Below are 18,678 nucleotides of genomic sequence, written 5' to 3'. Positions count from 1 at the left end.
TACCGGAGATACGGGACAAGCCGAATATAGCCAATCGTCCGGTTGGAAACCCCTCGACCCTGGTCACGAAGTCGCACCGGCATCCCTGACCGAAACCCCCGGGCGGCACGCACGTCCGGAAATCCCGCCCGCGGGAGGGATCCGCGGGCGGGGGCGGACCGGGTCCGGCGGCGGGCGCGCTCTCCCCGCCCGCCGCCGGCCCGGGGTCATCCCGCGGAGCCGTGCACGATGCGCTCGGCGCGCTCCTCGCTCGGCAGGATCTCCCCCGACAGGATCCTCTCCGCGTGGTGGCAGGCCACCCGGTGCGCGCCGCCGTTGATCGGCCGCAGCTCCGGGCGCTCCGTGTCGCACAGCTCCTCCTGCCGCCAGGGGCAGCGGGTGTGGAACCGGCAGCCGGGGGGCGGGTCCGCGGGCGAGGGCAGGTCGCCCGCCAGGAGGATGCGCTCGCGGGTGTCCTCCACCGTGGGGTCGGGGACGGGCACCGCGGACATCAGCGCCCGGGTGTAGGGGTGCAGCGGCGTCTCGTAGAGGTCGTCGCTGGGCGCCTCCTCCACCAGGGCCCCCAGGTACATCACGCCCACCGTGTCGCTGACGTGGCGGACCACCGCCAGGTCGTGGGCGATGACGAGGTAGGTCAGGCCCAGCTCCTCCTGGAGCTCCTCCAGCAGGTTGAGGACCTGTGCCTGGATGGACACGTCCAGCGCCGACACGGGTTCGTCGCAGATGATGAGGTCGGGCTCCAGCACCAGGGCGCGGGCGATGCCGATGCGCTGGCGCTGGCCGCCGGAGAACTCGTGCGGGTACCGGTCCAGCGCCTTGGAGGACAGCCCGACGCGCTCCAGCGCCCCCACGACCCGCCTCCGCCGGTCGGCCCGCGTGGCCTCCCTGCGCTCCGCGGCGCTCATCGACGCGGCCTCCTCCGCGGAGGGGCCGCCGATGCCGTGGGTCTCCAGCCCCTCCATGAGGATGGAGCCGATGTTCTGCCGGGGGTTGAGGCTGCCCAGCGGGTCCTGGAAGACCATCTGGAGGTTGCGGCGCTCGCGGCGCATCTCCTCGCCGCCCAGCGTGGCCAGGTCGCGGCCGTCGTGGACGACGGAGCCGGAGGTGATGTCGACCAGGCGCAGCACCGCCCGGCCCAGGGTGGTCTTGCCGCAGCCGGACTCGCCCACCAGGCCGTAGGTGCTGCCGCGTTCGATGCTCAGGCTGACGCCGTCCACCGCGTACACGTGGCCGACGGTGCGGTCGAACACGACGCCCCGTCTGATCGGGAAGTGGACCTTGAGGTCCTCGATCCGCAACAGGCTCATGCGCTCTCCTCCTCGTCGCCCACCACGGACGGGCTCTCCAGAACGGCCCGGTCCACCACGTCGGCGTGCCGGACGGGGTTGACGCAGCGGTGCGCGTGGGCGCCGTCGGCGCCCGAGACGACCAGCTCCGGCGGCCCCTGGAGGCAGTCCAGGGTGTAGTGGTCGCAGCGGGGAGCGAACGCGCACCCGTCGGACCAGGCGATGTTGTCGTTGACCGACCCGCGGATCGGGGTGAGCGGTTCGCCGCGCGGGGCGTCGAGCCGGGGGATCGACCCGAGCAGGCCCACCGTGTAGGGGTGGGTGGGGTCGGCGAACAGGGGCGCGCGGGGGGCGGTCTCCACCGCGCGCCCCGCGTACAGGACGTTGATGTCGTCGCACAGGCCCGCCACCACGCCCAGGTCGTGGGTGATCATGAGCAGGGCGGTGCCCTCCTCGGTGACCAGGTCCTTGAGGAGTTCGAGGATCTGGGCCTGGATGGTGACGTCCAGCGCGGTGGTGGGCTCGTCGGCGATCATCACCCGGGGGCGGCAGGCCACCGCCATGGCGATGAGGGCCCGCTGGCGCATGCCGCCGGAGAGCTGGTGCGGGTACTCCTTGAGGCGCCTCTTGGGGTCGGGGATGCCCACCCGGTACAGCAGGTCGGCGGCCTCCTTCTCGGCGGCCGATCCGCGCAGGCCCCGGTGCCGGGTGAGGATCTCGGTGACCTGGCGGCCGATGGGGACCACCGGGTTCAGGGAGCTGAGCGGGTCCTGGAAGATCATCGCCAGCTGTGAGCCGCGCAGGTCGCGCATCCGCGCGGGGGACAGCCCGAGCAGGTCGACCCCGGTGTCGCCGGTGCGCAGGACGGCGGAGCCGCCGACCCGCACGCCGCGGGAGGGCAGCAGGCCCATCAGGGCCAGCGAGGTGACGCTCTTGCCGCAGCCGGACTCCCCCACCAGGCCGGTGACCCGGCCCTCCTCCAGGGTGAAGGAGACCCCGTCCACGGCCCGGACCTCGTCGGAGCCGCGGCCGCCGAACACGACGGACAGTTCTTCGACCGCGAGCAGCGGTGTGCTGGAACCCATGCTTACTTCCTCAGCTTCGGGTCGAGGGCCTCGCGCATCGCCTCACCGAGCAGGGTGAAGCCCAGCGCGGTGACGATGATGGCCAGCGCCGGGTAGACGGCCAGCTGGGGAGCGCTGGAGAGGAACCGCTGCGCGTCGGCGAGCATCGTCCCCCACTCGGGGAAGGACGGGTCGGGGTTGCCCAGGCCCAGGTAGGACAGGGCCGCCGCGTCGATGATGGCGGTGGCCAGGGTGAGCGTGGACTGCACGATGACCGGCCCCAGGGAGTTGGGCAGGATGTGCGTGAGGGCGATCTTGTGGGTGCGCACCCCCAGCGCCCGGGCGGCGAGCACGTAGTCGCGGTTGCCCTGGGCGATCATCGCGCCGCGCAGCAGGCGGGCGAAGACCGGCACCTGGGCGATGCCGACCGCGAGCATGACCGTGGTGAGGCTGGCCCCGATCAGGGCCGCCACGGTGACCGCCAGCAGCAGGGTGGGCAGCGCCAGCATCATGTCGATGACGCGCATGATGACGTTGTCGACGACCCGGCCCCAGCGCCCGCCCAGGGTGGCCGCGGCGCCGGCGGTGCCGCCGATCAGGGCCCCGACGCCGAATCCGACCAGGGTCGCCACGACGCCGACCAGGAGGGTCTGGCGGGCGCCGATCACCATGCGGGAGAACTGGTCGCGGCCCAGGTTGTCCAGGCCCAGCCAGTTCTCGGCCCGCGGGCCGACGAAGATGTTCTGGTTGGGGAAGACCTCCCCGCCCCAGGTCTGCGCGGTGGCCGAGTAGGGGGCGATGAGCGGGGCGAACAGGGCGATGAGGACGAAAACGGCGACGATGACCGCGCCGGAGATCGCCATGGGGCTGCGGCGCAGGCGGCGGAACGCGGTGCGCCAGATGCCCGCGCCGCCGGAGCCGTCGTCGCGGGGGCCCATGAGCTCCGCGAGCCGGTCGATCCTGTCGGCCTTGCGGGTGAGCAGGGAGGTGCCGCCCCCGTCCTGGCGGGCGGGGCCGGTGTCCGGGGTCCCCGGGTCGTCCGACGGGTTCTGCGCGTTGGGTGTCGTCGGCATCACTGGGCCCGCACTCTCGGGTCGAGGAGGCTGTAGGAGATGTCCACCAGCAGGTTGATCAGCACGTACATGGTGGCGATGAGCAGGATGAACCCGGTCAGGACCGGGTAGTCGCGGGTCTGGGTCGCCGCGTACACGAACGAGCCGACGCCGGGGAACGCGAACACGCTCTCGGTGAGGACCGCGCCGGCGAACAGGCTGCCCGTGAGCAGGCCGATGGCGGTGACCACCGGCAGCATCGCGTTGCGCAGCACGTGGCGGCCGCGGACCGTCCGGCGGTACAGGCCCTTGGCGTTGGCGGTGCGCACGTAGTCCTCGTCCAGGACCTCCAGGACGCTGGCCCGGGTCATCCGGACGATGACGGCCAGCGGGATGGAGGCCAGCGCCAGGCCCGGGAGCACCAGGTGCATCAGGGCGTCCCACACGACGTCGAGTTCGCCCGTGCGCAGGCCGTCGAGGATGACGAACCCGCTCAGGTCGGTGCGGCTCAGCCCCGGGGAGAGCCGGAACGCCGACGGGAACAGGCCCAGGCGTTCGGCGAAGACCACCTTCAGGATGAAGGCGAGGAAGAACACCGGCGTGCAGATGCCGAGCAGGGAGCCGCCGACGGCGGCGAAGTCGAGGATCCCGCCGCGGCGGCGGGCGGCCAGGTAGCCGAGCGGGATGCCGACGGCGACCGCGATGAGGATCGCGGTGACCGACAGCTCGAACGTGGCCGGGAAACGGGTGAAGAACTCCTCCATGACCGGCTGCCCGGTCTGCAGGGAGGTCCCCAGGTCCCCCTGGAGGATGTTGCGCAGGAACCGCACGTACTGGACGGTGAGGGGTTCGTCCAGACCGAGGGCGCGACGCAGCTGGGCCCGCTGCTCGTCGGTCGCGTCGTCGGGGAGGAGGGCGTACTCGGGCCCGCCGGGTAGGCGTTGGAGCCAGATGAACAACAGGATCGACAGACCGCCCAGGGTCGGGATCAGTTGCAGAGTACGCCTGACGATGAAACGCAGCACTTCGCCGCCTTTCGCCAGTGGAGGGTGAGGCTTCCCCCGCCCGGTCGGGGGCGGGGTCGACATGGACGGGGCCCGGCCGACCGGGGGACGGATCGGCCGGGCCTCCCCCTCCCGCGGTGCGGGAGGCGGTCTTCCGAGGCCCCGGGTCACGGGGCCGTGCGGGTCACTCCTTCCAGGAACCCTCCGAGAAGTCCTCCTGGGTGAGCGGGCTGACGTTCGGCGGGTTCACGTTCTCCGCGAACACGATGGACGGCGGGGAGCTGGAGATGGGCAGGCCCGGCAGGATCTCCATGATCTGCTCGTTCAGGCCCTGGTAGGCGGCGACGCGCTCCTCGGTGTCCGGGTTGGAGCTGGCCTCGGCCATGGCGTCGAACAGCTCGGGCTCGTCCATGCCCCAGGCGTCGTTCTTCACGGAGAACCAGGTGCCCAGGAAGTTGTAGGCGTCGTTGTAGTCGCCGGTCCAGCCCAGCAGGTACAGGGAGCACTCGCCGCTGTCGGTGTTGGGGACGTACTCGGTCCACTCGAAGGACTTCGGCTCGACGGTGACGCCGACGCTCTCGAGGTCCTGGCTGATGACGTCGAAGATGTCGCGCGGGGCGGGCATGTAGGGGCGGGTGACCTCGGTCGGGTAGCAGAAGTCGAGGGTGAGGTCCTCCTGGCCCGCCTCGGCCAGCAGCTCCTCGGCCTTCTCCGGGTCGTAGTCGTAGGTGGTGACGTTCTCCGACCAGCCGTCGAGGGTGTTCGGGTGGAACTGGGTCGCCACCTCGCCGCCGGCCGGGAGGATGGTGTCGACGATGCGCTGGCGGTCGACGGCGTGGGCCAGGGCCTGCCGGACCCGGATGTCGGCCAGCTCCTCGCTGGTCTCCTGCTGGAAGGCCAGGTAGAGGACGTTGAAGACGTCGCGGGTCGGGACCTGGAAGCCGGCCTCGGTGAGGGGCTCGACGTCGGCCGGGGCGACCAGGTCGTAGCCGTGGATGTCACCGGCCTCCAGGGCCTGGCGGCGGGCCGTCTCGTCGGGGATGGCGCGCAGGATCATGGTCTCGAACCCGGCGGGCTCGCCCCAGTAGTCGTCGAAGCGCTGGAGCGTGACCTCGGCCTGGTCGCGGTTCCAGGCCTCGGCCGTGAACGGGCCGGTGCCCGCGATGGCGCCCGGCTCCCTGGTGTACTCGGGCAGGGTGTAGCTGCCCTCCTCGCCGGTGATCTCGGCCTCGGCGATGGTCTCCAGGCTGGTGGGGCTCAGGATGCCGAACGCCGCGAGGCTGAAGCCGCCCGGGAAGATGGAGGAGTACTCCGAGATGGTGATGACGGCGGTGAGCTCGTCGGTGGCCTCACAGGAGACGTAGCGGGACTCGGGCAGCCCCTCGTCCTCGTTCTCCGCGAAGCCGCCGAAGATGGCCTGCCAGTAGTAGGAGTTGTTGGAGCTCTGCCAGGCACCGGAGAGGTTGTGCCACCGGTCGAAGTTGGCGCAGACGACCTCGGCCGTCAGCTCGTCGCCGTCGTGGAAGACGACGCCCTCGCGGAGGTTGAACGTCCACTCGGTGCCGTCCTCGGACTGTTCCCAGGTCTCGGCGAGGCCGCCCACGATCTCGCTGCCGCCGGATTCGTGTTCGAGGAGGGTCTCGTAGACCTGGCGGCTGTAGCGGAAGGTCTCCCCGTCGCTCGCGAGGAACGGGTCGAGGGATTTGATGTCGCCCGCGGATCCGAATACGAACGGCGCGGAGGAGTCGCCTTCGGGGTCCCGCTCACTCTCCGCGCACGCTGTCGCCAACAGCATCACGGACACCGCCGCGGCCAGGAGGGCCGCCGGTTTCCTGGAAGTCTTCGTGAACATGTCCACCTCTGTGGGGGGTGGGCGCCTGTGCCCGGGGGTTGATTGAGAGGACCCTAGACCGGGCCCGTACCAGCGGGGAAGGTAGACGTCCGGGTATTAATACAACCGTTTCAGATCTGTGGCGTGATCCATAGGTGTGTTTTGTTGACCGCCTTGTTCAGGCGGGACCGAAACTCCGATACCGGCGTTACGGGAGTGACCTGAGAGAACTGCGGATGATCCCGGGGTAACACGGGATTCATCTTTTTCGGGGTCTGGGAAACAATGATGGAACATGGTATTGGATCATGGGGCGAATGACTGTTTTGTCTGCCTTTTGTCTATATCGGGACTTGGGTCGTGAGCTCGGGCAGGGCGCGGGCGGGCCTATCATCTTCCGGGTGACCACTCCCCTTGACGACGCGGCACTGACCGCGTTCCTCGAAGGCCAGGACAGCGCCTGGCTGGCCGAACAGCTCATGCTCGCCGCGGACGACGACCCCATCACGCGGATCCGGCTGACCGCCGCCGCGGGCTCGGAGAGCGCCGTGGACGACGCCCGGGCGGTCCTCCTCGCCGCCGTCGTACAGCACCTCCCCGCGGAGGAGCCCGATGACGACGACCCGCTGCACCGCGCCATCGACCTGCTCGACGACCTCGGCGACTACGGCTTCGAGGACGAGAGCGCCGACATCGCCGACGAGGCCCGCGAGGCCTACGTGGAACGCCACGGCGACGACGACAGCGACCACCTCGCCCGCCTGCACGCCCTCGCCGACGACGAGGACTGACCCCGCGGGGGGCTCCTGACCCGGCCGCCCCGCGGAACGGGCGCACGAGAACGGGGGACCGGCCACGCCGGTCCCCCGTTTCGGTCGGTCTCGGTCTACTTCTTCTTGTCGGAGCCGCCCCCGGCCGGCTCGGCGTCCTTCCCGCCGTCGCCCTCCGGGGACGCGTCCGCCCCCTCGGACCCGGCAGACGCGGTGGCCTCGGCGCCGTCCGTGGTCACGGACGCCACCTCGTCCACAGGGGCAGGGGTGTCCGCGGCCCCGACGGCAGCGCCCTCGGCGGACGCAGGCGCCTCGACATCGTCCGTGGTCGCGGAGACCTCGGCGGTTCCGGCATCGTCCGCAGTCCCGGACGCATCGGTGGCCCCGGATGCCACGGCAGCCTCAGGGACATCCTCGGCACCGGCCGCCTCGACGGGCTCAGGGACATCAGCCGACTCGGACGCGTCGGCGTCCGTGGTCGCCTCCTCGTCCGCGGGGGTGGGGGTGTCCACGGGCCCAGGAACACCGGCCTCGGAGACCTCGGTGGACTCGGGGGCACCAGCCGTCTCGGACGCGTCGGTGCTCACCGCCGACTCGGACTCGTCCACGAACGCCACAGCGGCGGAGACCAGGGCGACGGCGTCCTCGGGGGTCATGGCGACCTCGGTGCCGTCCTCGGCAGGCCCAGGGGTAACGGTCGGCTCAGGCGTGTCGGTGTCCGCCGTGGCCTCGGCGGCATCAGCGACCACGGACACAGCGGTCTCAGAAGCCTCGTCGGCATCGGCGTCCACGGCGGTCTCGGTCACACCGGCGCTCGCCACCGCCTCAGACTCCTCGGCGGGCACAGAAGCGGCTTCGGGAACCTCGACGGCCTCAGGAGGATCGACCGGCTCGGACGTGTCGGTGTCCACCGCGGCCTCGGCGGGCTCAGGGGCGACAGCGGGCTCGGGCGCGTCGGCGCTCACCACCGGCTCGGGCCCGTCCACGGGCACGGAGGCGCCCGCGGCCACGGACGCCATGGCGGCGGCGACCGGGGCGGCGGTGCCCTCGGGGGTCACGGCGGGCTCGGGGGCGCCGGCGGAGGGGGTGCGGGGTCCGGCGACCGCGGCGGCGATGGCCTCGACCTCCTCGGCGCTCGCGGTGTTGCGGGCGCGCCGCGGGGAGCACCAGCGGCGGACCTCGGTGGTCCACAGGGCGATGTTGATGACGATGGCCACCACCGCCGCGAGGAGGGCCCCGAGCAGCAGCGGCGTCACCGCGAGCTTCGAGGCGATGTGCAGCGCGAACAGCGGGACGCCCAGCACGAACAGGGCCACCGCCTGGGAGGTGCGCCACAGGGCGTGGTCCCCGCGGCGGACCGGCACCGCCAGGCCCGCCGACGCGACACCCGCCAGGATCGTGAGGACCAGCAGGATCCACAGGTCGCCCACCACCTCCTGGGGGATGTCGGCCGAGAAAAGCGACCAGGTCAGGTAGCCCAGCAGGCCGTACACGGGGGCGGCGACGAACATCAGGACACACGTCTGCCGCACGTCCAGCGGGGGCCGCACAGGGGAGGCTGCGGGGGACGAAACGGAATCTTGCATGACGAAAGGGTCCCGCTTCCCCCAATTCAACGCAAGACGGCAGGTCAGGAGGGTTGCAGCACCGTTTCCACGTACGCCAGCGCCTCCCGGACCAGCACGTCGGGGTCCGACCGGACGTCGAACTCGCGCCCCGCCTCGTCCGGCTCCAGGGGCTCCAGGGTCTCCAGCTGGGAGCGCAGCAGCGCGGGCGGCATGAAGTGGTCCGTCCGGGCGGCGATCCGCTCCCAGATGACCTCCTCCGGCCCGCTCATGTGCAGGAAGTGCACCCCCGGCGCCCCCTCGCGCAGCAGGTCGCGGTAGGACCTCTTGAGCGCGGAGCAGGCCATCACGGTCGACTCGCCCAGCGCGTCGTGGGCGGCGATCCACCCGGCGAGCTCGCGCAGCCAGGGCCAGCGGTCCCCGTCGGTGAGGGGGGTCCCCGCCGCCATCTTGTCGATGTTGGCGCGGGGGTGGAAGGCGTCGGCCTCCGCGAAGGGGAGCCCGAGTTCGCGGGCCACGCGCTCGGCGACGGTGGTCTTGCCGCTGCCCGACACGCCCATGAAGACGAAGTGCATGGTTTCTCCTCGTGGGGACCTGCACGACCGCAAGTTCCACCATCAATAGTGATATCAATCAATCCGGCTAGGCTTCAGCCTGACCCCCCGGTCGAAACAGGGAGAACGATGGGCACAGATCACCGCACGCTGCACAACCGGGTGCTGGCGGTCCTCGGGCCCGCCATCGCCGCGGGCGAGTACGCCACCGGCCACACGTTCACCCTCCAGGGGCTGGAGGTGGACTTCGGCGTGTCGCGGACCGTGGCACGCGAGGCGGTGCGGGTGCTGGAGTCGATGCGGCTGGTGGTCAGCAGGCCCCGTACCGGCATCCGGGTGCGCCCGATGCCGGACTGGAACATCTTCGACCCGCAGCTGATCCGCTGGCGGCTGGCCGGTTCCGGCCGCATGGAGCAGCTGCGCTCCCTCAACGAGCTGCGCTCCGCGGTCGAACCCGGCGCCGCCGCCCTGGCCGCCCAGCGCGGCGACGCCCAGGCCCGCGCCCACCTGGTGGTGGTCGCCGACGAGATGGTCCGCACCGGCCGCGCCGGCGACCTGGACACCTTCCTCGAGCTGGACATCGCCTTCCACCGGCAGATCCTGGAGCTGTCGGGCAACGAGATGCTGGTGGGCCTGTCGCAGGTGGTGTCGGAGGTCCTCGTGGGACGCACCTCCTACGACCTGATGCCCCGCCACCCTCGCCCCGAGGCGCTGCGGCTGCACAAGGCGGTCGCCCAGGCCATCCGCGACGGCCTGCCCGACGTGGCCGAGGCCGCCATGCGCGCCATCGTCACCGAGGTCGTCGAGGCCCTGGAGGACGACCCGACCCGGAACGACGAGGACGACCTCCCCGTCTGAGCCGGGCCGTCCCGGGTCACAGCACCAGGCTCAGCCCGAAGGCCAGGCCGAACCCGATGAAGCCGATGAGGGTCTCCATCACGGTCCAGGTCTTGAGCGTGGTCTTGACGTCCATCCCCAGGAACCGGCCGACCAGCCAGAACCCGGAGTCGTTGACGTGCGACAGGGCGGTGGCGCCGGAGGCGATGGCGATGACGATCAGCGCCAGGTCGATCGACGACAGCCCGTCCGCCGCCTGCACGGCGGGGGCGATGAGCCCGGCGGCCGTGGTGATGGCGACGGTGGCCGATCCCTGGGCGACGCGCAGCGCGAGCGCGATCACGAACGCGGCCACGATGACCGGCAGCCCGATCGCGTCCAGGCTCTCGGCGAGCGCGCCGCCGATGCCGCTGGTGCGCAGGACCATGCCGAACATGCCGCCCGCGCCGGTGATGAGGATGATGCCGCAGACGGGGCCCAGGGAGTCGCCGACCAGCGTCTCCACGCCCTGTCGGGTGAACCGGCCCCGGCTGAGCACGAGCATGGCGACCAGCACGGTGATGAGCAGGGCGACGGGGGTCTGGCCGACGAGCTGGCAGACCTGCACCCACAGCGCGTCCGCGGGGACGGTCTCGGTGGAGACGAGGGTGGTGACGCCGGTGTTGGCGAAGATCAGCAGCATCGGCAGGAGCAGCAGGCCGACGACGGTGGCCAGGTGCGGCGGGTTCTCGTGCTTGACGGTGCCGTCGGACATGATGTCGTCGGGCACCGGGATCACGACGCGCTTGCCGATCCACAGGCCGAACAGGTAGCTGGACAGGTACCAGGTGGGGATGGCCAGCAGGAGGCCGATCAGCAGCACCAGGCCCATGTCCGCGCCGACCTCGACGGCGGCGGTGACCGGCCCGGGGTGCGGGGGCACGAAGGCGTGCATGACCGCGAAGGCGCCCGCGGTGGGCAGCGTGTAGGTCAGGACCGAGCCGCCGACCCGGCGGGCGACGCTGAAGACGATCGGCAGCATGACGACGAGGCCGACGTCGAAGAACAGCGGGAAGCCGAAGAGCAGCGACGCGACGCCCAGCGCCAGGGGCGCCCGCTTCTCGCCGAAGACCCTGATGAGGGCCCCGGCCAGGACGGCGGCGCCGCCGGTGACCTCCAGCATGCGGCCGAGCATGACGCCGAGGCCGACCAGCAGGGCGACGTTGGCGAGGGTTCCGCCGAATCCGCCCAGGAGGGTCGGCATGATCTCGGCGACCGGGATCCCCGCGGCGACCGCGGTCAGCAGGCTGACCAGGACGAGCGCGATGAAGGCGTGCAGTCGCAGGCGGATGATCAGGAAGAGCAGCAGGGCGATGGCCCCGACAGCGATCCCGAGGAGGGGTCCCGTCCCGTAGACGGGGGTGAAGTTCTCCACAGCGGAGCCTTCCGGTGAGCGGAGTCGGAGGTGCGGGGTCGCCGGACATCGCGACCTCGGCCTGTCCTCGAGGCAGGCGGACGAAATGGTAGTACCATTTGTGAGCTTCTGTGAACACCCGCGTGGGCTTCTGTGACCCGAGCGAGATGCGGGTCACCCGCACCCCCGATGACACGGGCGTTCCCGATTGAGAGTGAGCCCCGTCACACTCCACTTCGCGGGCGCACCCCGGGACCACGAACGCGCATTCCGCCACTTTTCCCGCGAACCACCGAAATCCGGACCCTCGCCCCCGCCGACGGAACGCCCCCCGAAGCGCGACCGAACATAACGACGAATCCCGCGCCACACCCCGAACGACCTGCGAAGACATCAGGGACTCCCGTTTGGGAGAGGGGCCTATCCGAATTTCCTCACCGCCCGGAAAAGCACAGGGCCCGGAAGATGGTTCACCATGCTCTTCAGGCGCAGGGCGCCCCGCGGAACACTCCGCCCGGAAACCGGCAATGGACACCCGATCGAATGCACGTGAACTCTGATTCCCACACCCCTACTCTCTTGACAGCATGCTGTCAGGATGACAGGATGTTGTCATGAACACCGAGAGCAGGAAGACCGTCCACCTCGCCGTCTACGAGGGGCTCGCAGACTGGGAGATCGGCCACGCCGTCTCCACCATCCGCAGCGGCGAGTGGCAGCGCACCCCGGGCCGCTACGACGTCGTCACCGTCGGGCTCAGCGGCGCCCCGGTGACCACCATGGGCGGCGTCACCGTCCTGCCCGACCTCACGCTCACCCAGCTCAAGCCGTCCAGCAGCGCGATGCTGATCCTGCCGGGCGCGGCCTCCTGGGACGTCGACCCGGAGTCGATGACCTCCCTCGCCTCGGCCGCCGGGATCTTCCTCGACGCCGGGGTCCCGGTGGCGGCGATCTGCGGGGCCACCGCCGGCCTGGCCCGCGAGGGCCTGCTCGACTACCGCGACCACACCAGCTCCGCGCCCGAGTACCTGCTGGCCACCGGCTACACCGGCGCGGCCAGGTACCGCAACGCCCTGGCCGTCACCGACGACGGGCTGATCACCGCGGGCTCCACCGCGCCGATCGAGTTCGCCCGCGAGATCTTCGCCCAGCTGGACCTGTTCACGCCCCGGACGCTGGACGCCTGGTACCGGCTGCACGCCCAGCACGACGCCGGCGCCTACTTCGCTCTGATGGAGGGGGCCTGACCATGGCGCGGCCCGACCTCCGCAGCGCCGAACTGCTCAGCGGGACCGCCCTCACCGTCTTCCGCCTCAACGGCCAGTTCCTGTCGGTGGCCGAGGAACTGGCCAGACCGGCGGGGCTGACCGCCGCGCGCTGGCAGGTGCTCGGCTCGGTCACCGACGCGCCCAAGGCGGTGTCGGCCATCGCCCGCGAACTCGGCAGCGCCCGGCAGAGCGTGCAGCGCATCGCGGACGTGCTGGTGGAGCAGGGGCTCGCCGAGTACCGGCCCAACCCCGCGCACAGCCGCGCCAAGCTCCTGGCCCCCACCGGGGAGGGCATCGCCGCGCTGCGCCGGATCGACCCGGCGCACGGCCGGCTGGCCGAGGCGCTGATCGCCGAACTCGGCGAGGAGGGCGCCGCGGACGCGCTGGCCTCCCTGCGCCTGCTGTCGGAGGCGCTGGAGAGGATCGGCCCGCGGGGCTGAACCCGCCGGGCAGTATCGTCGGTCGCACACCCCACCGCCGCGTTCTCGAGGAAGCGACCATGATCGACCTGCGCTCGGACACCGTCACCCGCCCCACCTCCGCCATGCGCCGGGCCATGGCCGAGGCGGAGGTGGGCGACGACGTCTTCGGCGAGGACCCCACCGTGCGCGCCCTGGAGGAGGAGACCGCCTCCCTGCTCGGCAAGGAGGCCGCCCTCTACGTCACCTCCGGGCACATGGCCAACCAGCTGGGCCTGTACGTGTCCGTCCGCAGCGGCGACGAGGTGTGGGCGCACGAGCACCACCACCTCATCGGGGACGAGCAGGGGGCGACCGCGGTGCTGGCCCGGGCGCTGCCCCGGCTGTACTCCGAGGGCACGGTCCCCTCCGACGAGCTGCTGGAGTCGTGGATCGCCGGGCGCGGCGACGTCCACCGCGCCGAGCCCGCGCTGGTGTGGCTGGAGAACACCTTCACCGGCCGGGTGGTCCCGCTGGCCGAGCAGCGCCGGGTGACCGGGTTCGCGCACCGCCACGGGCTGCGGACCCACCTGGACGGGGCCCGGCTGTGGAACGCCGCCGCGGCGCTGGAGGTCTCCCCGGCCGAGGTGGCCGAGGGGTTCGACTCGGTGTCGGTGTGCTTCTCCAAGGGGCTGGGCGCGCCGGTGGGCTCAGCCCTGGCCGGGGACGCCGCCACCATCGCCCGGGCCCGGCGGGCCCGCAAGCTGCTGGGGGCGGGGATGCGCCAGGCCGGCATCATCGCGGCGGGCGCCCTGTACGCCCTGCGCCACCACCGGGAGCGGATGGCCCAGGACCACGCGCGGGCGGCGCTGCTGGCGGAGCGGATCGCCCGGGTGCCCGGGCTCGGGGCGCGGGCGCAGACCAACATGGTGCTGGTGGAGACCCCGCGGGGGCGGGCCGCCGCCTACCGGGAGGCGTTCGCCCGGCACGGCGTGCGGGCCCTGGACATCGGCGCGGAGACGATCCGCCTGGTGGTCCACCTGGAGATCACCGACCGTGACGTCGACGAGGCCGCCACGGCGATCGCCAAGGCCGCCGCCGAGCTGTGAACGGCCGCCCGCGCCCGCGTCCGTGCACGTCGGGCGCGGGCTCCGAAGGCCCGGCGACTACACTGTTGCGACCCTGCGGGCCGTTCCGCGCGATCCGATGTCACTCGTCCCATGGCGGGCGTCACATCGCGTAGTAGCATGCGCGTATGACATTGTCGTACTAGAGAGTGGTAGCACCCCCATGCCGGGAAGAATCCAGTCCATCGAACGCGCGGCCGCCATCCTGCGCCTCCTGGCCGGTGGTGCCCGCGGGCTGAGCCTGGCGGAGATCTCCCGCTCTCTCGAACTGCCCAAGGGCACGGTCCTGGGCATCCTGCGCACCCTCCAGCACGTGGGCTTCGTCGAGCAGGACCCCGAGTCCGGCCGCTACCGGCTGGGCGGGGGCATGCTCAGCCTGGGCACCCGCTACCTCGACGGCAACGAGCTGCGCACCCGCGCCCTGAACTGGGCCGACACCCTGGCCTCCCGGAGCGGTGAGAGCGTGCGCATCGGCACCCCGCACCAGGGCCAGGTGCTCGTGGTGCACCACGTGTTCCGCCCGGACTCCTCCCGGCAGACCCTGGACGTCGGCACCCTGCTGCCGCTGCACGCCACCGCGCTGGGCAAGGTCCTCATGGCCTTCGACCCGCTGGTCACACCGCTGGAGGACACCGCGGTGGAGGAGGGTCCGGTGTTCCTGCCCGCCTACACGCGCTTCACGATCGTCTCCCCCGGCGAGCTGGAGAAGCAGCTGGCGGAGGTCCGCGACAACGGGTGGGCCTGGGAGGCCGAGGAACTGGTGGACGGCGAGGTGTCCATCGCCGCGCCCATCCGCGACCGGCGGGGCACCACGGTCGGGGCGATCGGGGTGCGCGGCGCCGTCGAACGCCTGCGCGGGCCCGACAACAAGCTGGACATGGAGCAGGTGTCCTACGTCCGCGACGCCGCCCGCGCGATCTCCCGCGAACTGGGCGCCACCCCCTACTGACACGCCCCCATCGGCACGTCCCACCTGAGCACTCCACGACGTGCCCCGCGCAGGCCCCGCGTACCGGTGTCCCACCGACACGCCCCTCTGTGCCCCCTGCCCGCACACTCCGCCGACGCGCCCCGTGGAGGCCGTCGCGCACCGGTGTCCCGCTGGCCCACCCCTGGAGGCGCGCTCCAGCGGTGTGTTGCACGGCGATCCCCGCGCGGCGGCCGCGGCGGCGGGCCTCGGGGCCGGTGTTGTCGGGCCGTTGCGGGCCTGTCGGCGTTCCCCTGCGGCGAACGGCGGGCGCGGCGACTTCGCCGCAGCCCCGAGGTGTTGTCACGGTGTTCGCGAGGGTACGTGACCCACGCGACACGATTGCGTCACGCCGTCTTGACACAGGTGGGAAAAGCGGATGAAACTAACGCCTACTCATACGTCAATGTCGTACAACGTGCGGGTATAGCCCGTTGTTCGCGCGTGTCCGTCCCCGTTCCCGAGCCCTCCACTGAAGGCGAGAGCATCCGATGAGTCAGCAGTACGTCGCCGCGATCGACCAGGGCACCACATCGAGTCGCTGCATCCTCTTCGACCGGGACGGCCGCATCGTCTCGGTCGACCAGCGCGAGCACCGGCAGATCTTCCCCAAGCCCGGCTGGGTCGAGCACGACGCCCAGGAGATCTGGACCAACGTCGAGGTCGTCGTCCAGAACGCCCTGGAGAAGAGCGACATCACCCCCGACCAGGTCGCCGCCATCGGCATCACCAACCAGCGCGAGACCACCGTCGTCTGGGACAAGGAGACCGGCGAGCCGGTCCACAACGCCATCGTCTGGCAGGACACCCGCACCGACGCCCTGGTCCGCGAACTCGGCGCCGACGAGGGCCAGGACCGCTTCCGCGCCGCCTGCGGCCTGCCGCTGGCCACCTACTTCTCCGGCCCCAAGCTGCGCTGGCTGCTGGACAACGTCGACGGCCTGCGCGAGCGCGCCGAACGCGGCGAGGTCCTCTTCGGCACCATGGACACCTGGATCATCTGGAAGCTGACCGGCCGCCACGTCACCGACGTGACCAACGCCAGCCGCACCATGCTGATGAACCTGGCCACCCTGGAGTGGGACTCCGAGATCCTCGACGCCATGGGCATCCCGGCGGCCGTGCTGCCGGAGATCCGCTCGTCCTCGGAGGTCTACGGCCAGGCCCGCGGGTACCTGGAGGGTGTGCCGGTCGCCTCTTCCCTGGGCGACCAGCACGCCGCCCTGTTCGGCCAGACCTGCTTCGACCCGGGCGACGTCAAGGGCACCTACGGCACCGGCACCTTCCTGGTGATGAACACCGGCACCGAGCCCGTCACCTCCGAGAACGGCCTGCTCACCACCCTGGGCTACAAGCTGGGCGACGCCCCGGCCGTGTACGCGCTGGAGGGCTCGATCGCGGTCACCGGCTCGCTCGTCCAGTGGCTGCGCGACAACCTCGGCCTGATCTCCACCGCCCCGGAGATCGAGACGCTGGCCCGCACCGTGGAGGACAACGGCGGCTGCTACTTCGTCCCCGCCTTCTCCGGGCTCTTCGCCCCGCACTGGCGCGGCGACGCCCGCGGCGTCATCGCGGGCCTGACCGGCTACGTCAACAAGGGCCACATCGCCCGCGCCGTCCTGGAGGCGACCGCCTGGCAGACCCGCGAGGTCGTCGACGCGATGAACGCCGACTCCAAGATCGAGCTGACCACCCTGAAGGTGGACGGCGGCATGACCGCGGACAACCTGCTCATGCAGATCCTGTCCGACGTCCTGGACGCCGAGGTGGTGCGCCCGATGGTCGCCGAGACCACGTGCCTGGGCGCCGCGTACGCGGCCGGCCTGGCCGTGGGCTACTGGCCCGACGTGGAGACCCTGCGCGCCAACTGGCACAAGGCGGCCGAGTGGACGCCCGAGATGGAGCCCGCCGTGCGCGAGCGGGAGTACCACAACTGGAACAAGGCGGTGAAGCGCACCCTCGGCTGGGTCGAGCACGACGAGAAGTGACCGGACGGGACCCACCCGTCCCCCCGACGACCGCGCCCCGGGGCCCGGCCCGCGACCCCCGCGGCCCCGGGCGCGGACCGGGCCTCCCCGGCGGGCGGCCCCACCCACCCCATCCCTGTGACGGGTGTGTCCGACCATGCCCGCGTCCGCGGGCGGACACCGCCCCCGTGACCCGGCTGCCCCATACGGGCGGAGGCCATCATGTCTGTTTACCTCGCCGAGTTCCTCGGCACGGCGATCCTCATCCTCCTCGGCGGCGGCGTCGTCGCCGGCGTCACCCTCACCAAGTCCAAGGCCTTCAACGGCGGCTGGATCGTGATCACGTTCGGCTGGGGCATGGCGGTGGCCATGGCCGTCTACACGGTCGGCACGGTCAGCGGCGCGCACCTCAACCCGGCGGTGACGCTGGGCCTGGCCAGCATCGGCGACTTCGACTGGGCACTGGTGCCGGGCTACATGGCGGCCCAGCTGGTCGGCGCGTTCACCGGTGCGGTGCTGGTGTACCTGGCCTACCTCCCGCACTGGAAGGAGACCGGGGACCCGGCGACCAAGCTGGGCGTGTTCAGTACGGCACCCGCGGTGCGCAACCCGGTCGCCAACATCATCACCGAGGTCATCGGCACCGCGATGCTGGTCCTGGGCGTGCTCGGCATCGGCGCCAACTCCGGGCACGTGACGCAGGGCGACATCGACCTGTCGGGGCTGTTCTCCACCGGCATCGCCCCGCTGCTCGTCGGCCTGCTGGTGCTGGCCATCGGCCTGTCCCTGGGCGGCCCGACCGGGTACGCCATCAACCCGGCCCGCGACCTGGGCCCGCGGCTGGCGCACGCGGTGCTGCCCATCCCGGGCAAGGGCTCCTCGGACTGGTCCTACGCCTGGATCCCGGTGGTGGCCCCGCTCATCGGCGGCGTGCTCGGCGCCTGGGTGTGGAGGCTGACCGGCTTCGGCGGCTGAGCGGCCCCGCCACGGGGAACGCGGGAGGGCGGCGGACCGTGTCCGCCGCCCTCCCGCCGTCCCGGATCACCCGTCCGGCGACACGGACATGGAGGGGGCGCCCGCCTCCAGCTCGCACACCCGCACCGGCGCGCTCAGCTCCCCGTGCACGCCCGGGTCGCCGTGGAACTCCTGGTAGACGGTGATCCCGGTGGCGGTGAGCACCTCTCCGCAGTCCCCCGGGTCGAAGTTCCCCGGATCGGGCCGGGCCATGGTCAGCAGGGCGCGCCCGTCGCCCGGCACCACCCACGGGTCCCGGATCTCCTCGCTGTATCGGGCCCACTCCCCCACGCGGTCCCCGCCGGGGACGTCGGTCCAGTGGACGCCGAACCGGTCGCTCATCAGGCAGGGGTCCCCGTCCCCGGTGCGGTCCAACCCGAACTCGACGTACATCGTCCCGGCGGCCGCACCCCGGTCGACCTCGGTCACCCGGAAGTCGTCGCTGCGGCAGGGGCGGGGATCCTCCCCCTCGTCCGCGTGGGCGGCCCCGCCGGCGAGCGCCGCCGCGGCCGCCAGTGCCGCCGCCCCCGCCGCGGCCGTGATCCGTGCGCGTCCTGCGTGCATCGTGCTCCCCCGTTCCT

The 18,678-nt window shown here is 71.8% G+C and carries 17 protein-coding genes; 8 read left to right on the top strand and 9 right to left on the bottom strand.

All coding sequences use genetic code 11. The features are described 5' to 3' along the window. Positions 1–206: 206 nt before the first annotated feature. The 5 genes from ACFVNO_RS03895 to ACFVNO_RS03875 all read right to left on the bottom strand — a co-directional run bounded on the left by ACFVNO_RS03895 (position 207) and on the right by ACFVNO_RS03875 (position 6,258). Entirely contained in the window at positions 207–1,307 is a 1,101-nt protein-coding gene (locus ACFVNO_RS03895; protein WP_378888991.1) for an ABC transporter ATP-binding protein, read from the bottom strand. Next, positions 1,304–2,371, bottom strand: a complete 1,068-nt coding sequence (locus ACFVNO_RS03890) for an ABC transporter ATP-binding protein (RefSeq protein ID WP_355257021.1) — start codon at positions 2,369–2,371, stop codon at positions 1,304–1,306. The genes ACFVNO_RS03895 and ACFVNO_RS03890 overlap by 4 nt, the downstream gene beginning before the upstream one ends. 2 nt (positions 2,372–2,373) lie before the next feature. Beyond that, on the bottom strand, positions 2,374–3,423 hold the full coding sequence (locus ACFVNO_RS03885) for an ABC transporter permease (RefSeq protein ID WP_355257018.1): 1,050 nt from the start codon (positions 3,421–3,423) through the stop codon (positions 2,374–2,376). Continuing rightward, entirely contained in the window at positions 3,423–4,427 is a 1,005-nt protein-coding gene (locus ACFVNO_RS03880) for an ABC transporter permease (protein ID WP_220565197.1), read from the bottom strand. The genes ACFVNO_RS03885 and ACFVNO_RS03880 overlap by 1 nt, the downstream gene beginning before the upstream one ends. Before the next feature lie 163 nt (positions 4,428–4,590). Then, entirely contained in the window at positions 4,591–6,258 is a 1,668-nt protein-coding gene (locus ACFVNO_RS03875) for an ABC transporter substrate-binding protein (RefSeq protein WP_378888985.1), read from the bottom strand. A 380-nt stretch (positions 6,259–6,638) separates the two neighbouring features. Here ACFVNO_RS03875 and ACFVNO_RS03870 point away from each other — a divergent pair, with 380 nt between their 5' ends. Continuing rightward, entirely contained in the window at positions 6,639–7,028 is a 390-nt protein-coding gene (locus tag ACFVNO_RS03870) for a hypothetical protein (protein ID WP_220565195.1), read from the top strand. Positions 7,029–7,123: 95 nt separating this feature from the next. Here ACFVNO_RS03870 and ACFVNO_RS03865 read toward each other — a convergent pair whose 3' ends face one another. Further along, complete coding sequence (locus ACFVNO_RS03865; RefSeq protein ID WP_378888982.1) at positions 7,124–8,593, bottom strand: hypothetical protein; 1,470 nt, start codon at positions 8,591–8,593, stop codon at positions 7,124–7,126. A gap of 44 nt (positions 8,594–8,637) precedes the next feature. Next, complete coding sequence (locus ACFVNO_RS03860; protein ID WP_355257005.1) at positions 8,638–9,147, bottom strand: gluconokinase; 510 nt, start codon at positions 9,145–9,147, stop codon at positions 8,638–8,640. A gap of 108 nt (positions 9,148–9,255) precedes the next feature. Between ACFVNO_RS03860 and ACFVNO_RS03855 the strand changes: the two genes are divergently transcribed. Beyond that, positions 9,256–9,984, top strand: coding sequence for a FadR/GntR family transcriptional regulator (locus tag ACFVNO_RS03855; protein ID WP_220565189.1), 729 nt, complete (start codon positions 9,256–9,258; stop codon positions 9,982–9,984). 16 nt (positions 9,985–10,000) lie between these two features. Here the strand turns inward: ACFVNO_RS03855 and ACFVNO_RS03850 are convergent, their stop codons facing one another. After that, complete coding sequence (locus tag ACFVNO_RS03850; protein ID WP_355257001.1) at positions 10,001–11,377, bottom strand: GntP family permease; 1,377 nt, start codon at positions 11,375–11,377, stop codon at positions 10,001–10,003. Positions 11,378–11,970: 593 nt separating this feature from the next. Between ACFVNO_RS03850 and ACFVNO_RS03845 the strand changes: the two genes are divergently transcribed. The 6 genes from ACFVNO_RS03845 to ACFVNO_RS03820 all read left to right on the top strand — a co-directional run bounded on the left by ACFVNO_RS03845 (position 11,971) and on the right by ACFVNO_RS03820 (position 18,058). Continuing rightward, positions 11,971–12,603 (top strand): DJ-1/PfpI family protein, encoded by a 633-nt coding sequence (locus tag ACFVNO_RS03845; RefSeq protein ID WP_220565185.1) that lies wholly within the window; start codon positions 11,971–11,973, stop codon positions 12,601–12,603. Positions 12,604–12,605: 2 nt separating this feature from the next. Then, positions 12,606–13,064, top strand: coding sequence for a MarR family winged helix-turn-helix transcriptional regulator (locus ACFVNO_RS03840; protein ID WP_378888976.1), 459 nt, complete (start codon positions 12,606–12,608; stop codon positions 13,062–13,064). 59 nt (positions 13,065–13,123) lie between these two features. After that, positions 13,124–14,131 (top strand): GntG family PLP-dependent aldolase, encoded by a 1,008-nt coding sequence (locus ACFVNO_RS03835; protein ID WP_355256994.1) that lies wholly within the window; start codon positions 13,124–13,126, stop codon positions 14,129–14,131. Positions 14,132–14,312: 181 nt separating this feature from the next. Beyond that, positions 14,313–15,098 (top strand): IclR family transcriptional regulator, encoded by a 786-nt coding sequence (locus tag ACFVNO_RS03830; RefSeq protein WP_220565179.1) that lies wholly within the window; start codon positions 14,313–14,315, stop codon positions 15,096–15,098. 509 nt (positions 15,099–15,607) lie between these two features. After that, a complete protein-coding gene (gene glpK / locus ACFVNO_RS03825) occupies positions 15,608–17,104 on the top strand; it encodes a glycerol kinase GlpK (RefSeq protein WP_220565177.1) in 1,497 nt (498 codons plus the stop codon). A gap of 201 nt (positions 17,105–17,305) precedes the next feature. Then, positions 17,306–18,058, top strand: coding sequence for an MIP/aquaporin family protein (locus tag ACFVNO_RS03820; RefSeq protein WP_355256989.1), 753 nt, complete (start codon positions 17,306–17,308; stop codon positions 18,056–18,058). A 66-nt stretch (positions 18,059–18,124) separates the two neighbouring features. Here the strand turns inward: ACFVNO_RS03820 and ACFVNO_RS03815 are convergent, their stop codons facing one another. Continuing rightward, positions 18,125–18,661 carry a hypothetical protein gene (locus ACFVNO_RS03815; RefSeq protein WP_378888968.1) on the bottom strand — a complete coding sequence of 179 codons (537 nt, stop codon included), beginning with the start codon at positions 18,659–18,661 and terminating at the stop codon, positions 18,125–18,127. Between the last annotated feature and the right edge of the window lie 17 nt (positions 18,662–18,678).

It is taken from the genome of Nocardiopsis sp. NPDC057823, assembly GCF_042797335.1.
Taxonomy (GTDB): Bacteria; Actinomycetota; Actinomycetes; order Streptosporangiales; family Streptosporangiaceae; genus Nocardiopsis; species Nocardiopsis changdeensis.
This window is presented reverse-complemented; position numbering and strand designations above follow the sequence as displayed.